This window comes from Enterobacteriaceae endosymbiont of Plateumaris braccata, assembly GCF_012563325.1.
In the GTDB taxonomy this organism is placed as follows: domain Bacteria; phylum Pseudomonadota; class Gammaproteobacteria; order Enterobacterales; family Enterobacteriaceae.
Window position 1 is genome coordinate 1 of sequence record NZ_CP046233.1, and the last position, 5,287, is coordinate 5,287.

General features: G+C 21.5%; 3 protein-coding genes. 1 reads left to right on the forward strand and 2 read right to left on the reverse strand.

Annotation, left to right across the window (positions count from 1 at the left end):
• Entirely contained in the window at positions 1–2,763 is a 2,763-nt protein-coding gene (locus GJT80_RS02460; RefSeq protein ID WP_168867824.1) for an inverse autotransporter beta domain-containing protein, read from the forward strand.
• A 129-nt stretch (positions 2,764–2,892) separates the two neighbouring features.
• Here GJT80_RS02460 and GJT80_RS02465 read toward each other — a convergent pair whose 3' ends face one another.
• Positions 2,893–3,591 carry a prephenate dehydratase domain-containing protein gene (locus tag GJT80_RS02465; RefSeq protein WP_168867822.1) on the reverse strand — a complete coding sequence of 233 codons (699 nt, stop codon included), beginning with the start codon at positions 3,589–3,591 and terminating at the stop codon, positions 2,893–2,895.
• Between the two features lie 70 nt (positions 3,592–3,661).
• Positions 3,662–4,516 carry a plasmid replication initiator TrfA gene (gene trfA, locus GJT80_RS02470; protein WP_168867823.1) on the reverse strand — a complete coding sequence of 285 codons (855 nt, stop codon included), beginning with the start codon at positions 4,514–4,516 and terminating at the stop codon, positions 3,662–3,664.
• Positions 4,517–5,287 lie beyond the last annotated feature (771 nt).

The window sequence follows — 5,287 nt, forward strand, 5'->3', positions numbered from 1 at the left end:
ATGAAAAATCTTTTCTATATTTTTAAAAAATTTTTAATTTTATATATAAAAAGCTTTAAAAATAAAAAAATATTAATTTTTAATTATCCATTTAAATTAATATTTATTCTTATTTTTACTTTGATAAGTAGTCTTAACACAACAGCTAATCAATTAAATAATCAAATAAATAATCAGAAAAAAAATTATCATTTTAAAAAAGAAAACCATAAGAAAATAAAAAAATATTTTCTTAAAAATTACCAAGAAAATACTTTAAAAAATTTTCACGATAATATTTCTCGATTAAATGATATGGAAAAAAAATTGAATAAAAATTCTTTACAAAAATATAAAGAACAACCTCAACTTACCGATGATTTAAATTATAATGAAAAAAATTTATTTAACTTAATATTACAAACAACGAATTTATTGAAAAATGGATTTAATAATAGAGAAAGAATTATTGATTTTTTAAAAGATAGTTTTTTAACTGTAATTAATGAAGAATTGAATAACCAAGTAAATACTAGAATAAAAGATATATTTGGATTATTTAATCTTAAAGGAAAAAGTTTAATTAGTCTAAATTTAGATGAAAATTTATCTTTAAATAACTCTGAAATTAAAATACTTTTATCTTTTTTTGAAAAAGATAATTATTTATTTTTTATTCAAAATAATCTTCATAAATCTGATAATAGAGATCAATTTAATATTGGTATTGGATTTCGTAAATTTAATAAAGATTATATGATAGGTATAAATAATTTTTTAGATTATGATATTTTTCATGAAAATACAAGAACTAGCGTTGGTATTGAATATTGGAAAGATTTTTTTAAATTAAGTGCAAATACTTATTTTAGATTAAGTGGATGGAATCATTTAAATCAAAGAAAAACATTCTCTTATGAAATTGATAGTCCTGTCAAAATAAATAAATTTTTTAATTATAATGAATATTATGAAAGACCTGCTAATGGATGGGATATAAAAGCAGAAGGATTTTTTCCTAAAATACCTGAAATAACTTTAAAATTTTCTTATGAAAGATATTATGGTAATATAGGTTTTAAGGAAAAAGATATTAATTTTGAACATGAAAAATTATTTTTTCCATATATTTTTACTGTTGGAATATCTTATAGACCAATACCCGCATTAATTTTTTCAGCTGGTAAAACATTAACTTTGTCTGGAGATACTAATAATAGTTTTGGTGTAGGTTTTGAATTTCATTTTAGTACTCCTTGGAAAGATCAAATTCATCCTAATAAGGATAATGTAATTGTTTCTTCTATAAATAAAAATAAATATGATTTTGTAAATAGAAATAATAATATTGTTTTAGAATATAGAAAAGAACATTTAATAAAATTAAAATTATTAAAAAAAATTATTAATTATCCTGGTACTGAAAATTCATTATTTATAAAAATAGATACAATAAATTTTTTTAAAAATATAGTTTTTAGTAATCTTGAAGAATTTAATAAAAATGGAGGTTATGTCAAAAAAGATGTTGGTTATAATTATATCCTTGTATTACCAAAATATAATTTTATAAATCTTGATAAGAACCATTATACAATAAAACTAACAGTTTTTGATATTTACGATAATAAATCTATGTCATACATAGATATTACTGTTTTAAAACCTCATATAAATAAAAATTTTTCAACATTTACTATTTTTCCTAAACAAATATTAGTTCATAGAGAATCTGCAAAACTTATTTTTGAAGCACGTGATATGAATAATAATATTATTTCTAATATGAAAAATATAGAGTTTATAGTTGATGCTGGTATGCCAGATAAACATAATGTACATATATCTAAAATAGTAGAAAATCCTAAAGGGACATATTCTGCAGAAATGACAAGTGAAACTACTGCAAATATTAAATTTGGGGTAAAAATAAATAAAAAAGTTAATAAAAATTTACATGATTTTGTCAGCATAATAAATCCTTCAGCAGATAATATACAAATTGTAGCTGATAAATTTATAGCTAGAGTGGGTGATCCTATATCAATGACTATACTTGTTTTTGATAAAAAAGGTAGTAGATTAGGTAATGCTGCTGTAAGAATAGAAACAGTATCTATCAGAGATCGTCAAGGAAGAATACGTAAAGATTCTGGATTATTACATATTTTTAATTTAAGAACAAAAAGAGTATATATTGGTAGAAAATTTTTATTTTATACAAATAGTTTTGGACAAATACCTATACGTATGTCTGATCCTCAAGGGATTGGTGTAAAAACTGAGATAGATTTTATTGCTGATAATTATATAAGAAAAAGACTTTCTTTTACTTATACAGTTCTTACAAGTCCTGATACAATTCATGCAAATATGTATGGTCATATGACAGATATTATAGATGTTAATGGTTTTAAATTTTTTAGACCAGCATTAATGCAAGAATTTAGAGGTGATGTAGTTCGTCATCATTTAAATGAAGATTGGGCAGCATTGACATGGGATAATGCTGTATTTTATTGTAAAAATATAAAAAATGGAGAAGTTCCAGATAAATTTAAACTTGCTAGTCTTTTAGCAGAGCACCCTAGTGATGATATCTTTGGTAATTATGGTTGGCCTTTGACTACTGATTTTGCAGAAGTTTGGAGTTCAAGCTGGACAATAAGAGCATATATGCCTAGACCATTATATTATTATTATAACTTTGTAACAAAAGAAGAAGTTGAAGGTATTAATAGTTCTTCTTTCGCAGTTGTGTGTCAAATTAAACTTAAAAAATAATATATATTTTTAGTAAAAAGCTTTAGTAAAAAGCTTTTTATCAAAATTTAATAAAATTAAAAATTTTATTAAATTTTGATAATTATCATAAATTATATTTAGATTAAATAATCTTTATAAATAAAAAAATTATTTTTTTAACACTAGAAATTTTGTTTTATTATTTATTTTATTTGATATTGGATAGGTTTTTATTATGTTTAATTTATAAAGTTCAGCTGTTTTTTTATTCCCTATAGCAGCAAAATTTTGTGATTTAAATATAGATATTTTTTTTATAGCAGCAGCAGTACTATTACAAAAATGTTTTTTCCATAAAGGATGTTTGTTTATAAATAAACTACATTGTTTAAATGGTTCAGCATGACTAAAAATTTCATGAATGTTATTAATATTATTATATTTAGTATATGTAATTAAACAATGTTTAATAGGAATTTCAAATTCATAATGAATCTTTAAAGAACTATTTTTTAGTAAAGTGTTAACTTTATTTATTATTCCTGAACAATTGTTTTCTATAGGAACTATAGCAAAGTTAATAATATTTTTTTCCATATAAAAAAATATTTCGGTAAAACTATTACAACTTATATTAAAAATTTTTTTTTTAAAAAAAAAATTTTTAATATAAGTTAATGTTGCTAAATGAGAATAAGTACCCATAGGTCCTAAAAAAGCTATACTTATAGTAGTATCATTATATTGATGCACATTACTATAAATATTTTTTAAAAAATATTTATAATTATTTATAGTTACTACATTCAATGAGAGATTCTTTGGTAAAGAATAATCAAAATATATGTTTTTAATGAAATTATCCATAAATTATATAAGAAAAAATTTTAAAATGTTTCTAACAAATTATCATAAAAAATAAAAAAATGAAATATTTTTATTTTTTAATATGTACAAAATCATTAATATCAATTGAACATTTCCATCCAGTTGCAAAAGAAACTTCTTGAAGTGACTTTTTTAAATTTTGTCTAAATTTCCAAAGTGTATTAATATTACTCCCACAAAGTTTATGTAAAGTATGTACTTTATAAGATAAAGGAATACTATGAGAACAATAAAAACAATGTATCCATTGTGATAATGATTTACCTTTTAATTTCATTCTTTCTTTTAAAGAAACTCCTGTCCACATTGCATCAGTAAAAAAATAAATTATCTTTTTATTTAAAATAATTATATGATCTTTTGTTTGTTCATTTCTATACCATTCATGTAATAAATGTCCCATATAGAAAAAATGTTCATTTCTTATTTCTATACCACATACAGACAATCTAACTAAACAAGATTTTAACCATTCATAATCACTTTTACCAGTTTTTCTATTAATAGCTTTTAAAAAATTATGAGATTTAAATTTTACTTCTTCACCTAAAGGAACTTTTTTTAACCTATGTAAACATTCTAACCAAACATCTAAATCAGATTGATCTAAACTTTCCCCTGTAAAACGTATAAAAATACCGTTGAGAGTAGTTTTTAAGACATTTTTTTCATATTTTCTATTACCTTTTTTAATGACTCCAAATAATGAACTACGTAACATTATATTAGGTATAGCTCTTTTGTTATTTGAAATAACAGGCATTTTTTTATTAAAAAAATTTCTATGTTTAGATAAAAAATTAGATGTACCACATAAATTTTTATTTTTTTTCTCTAAAGAAGAAAGACCAGCATTATTTTTATTAATTAATTTACTAATTCTAGTATGCAGAGATTTATACATTAATTGTATTTATAATTTAATTGATTCATAAAACTTTTTAGTTTCTTAAAAAGAAATTATTTTTTTACACACAGACATCATCTTATACGCATTTATAATACATGTCAAGTATATTTTTTATTTGTGAAAATTTTATAATTTTAGTAAATTAAAATAGCAAGTAGCGGCTCGGGATAGCAAGTAGCAAAACTCGGGATAGCAAGTAGCAAAACTCGGGATAGCAAGTAGCGGCTCGGGATAGCAAGTAGCAAAACAAACTCGGGATAGCAAGTAGCGGCTCGGGATAGCAAGTAGCAAAACTCGGGATAGCAAGTAGCAAAACTCGGGATAGCAAGTAGCAAAACTCGGGATAGCAAGTAGCAAAAAAATAAAAAAAATAAAATAACTATTTGATTCTTAGGGAGTTTTTTTATAAAAAAAAAATATATAATCTTTTATAATCTTTTATAATCTTTTATAATCAAAGATATTTTTAATATACTATTACATGTGTAAATATTTTTTCATATAATACTTGAAAAGTACAAAAAAAAAGCTATAATTTGTCTTAGTAAGAATAAATTTTCTCTGTAAAAAAAATTTTTTTCATAAAAAATAATATAATTTCTAAAAAGAAATATAAGGAATATAAAATACCAAAAATTTTAAAAATATAAGGTTACTACATATTTATATTATATGTGAACACACAAAAACACACACAATTAAGAAATATTAGAAATAAATAACAAAAAATAATTTATAAAAAAATGATCTAAAAAGAAAATAATA

Coding starts and splice junctions, on each gene's coding strand:
- trfA (WP_168867823.1), bottom strand. CDS start 4,516: ATGTATAAATCTCTGCATACTAGAATTAGTAAATTAATTAATAAAAAT.
- GJT80_RS02465 (WP_168867822.1), bottom strand. CDS start 3,591: ATGGATAATTTCATTAAAAACATATATTTTGATTATTCTTTACCAAAG.
- GJT80_RS02460 (WP_168867824.1), top strand. CDS start 1: ATGAAAAATCTTTTCTATATTTTTAAAAAATTTTTAATTTTATATATA.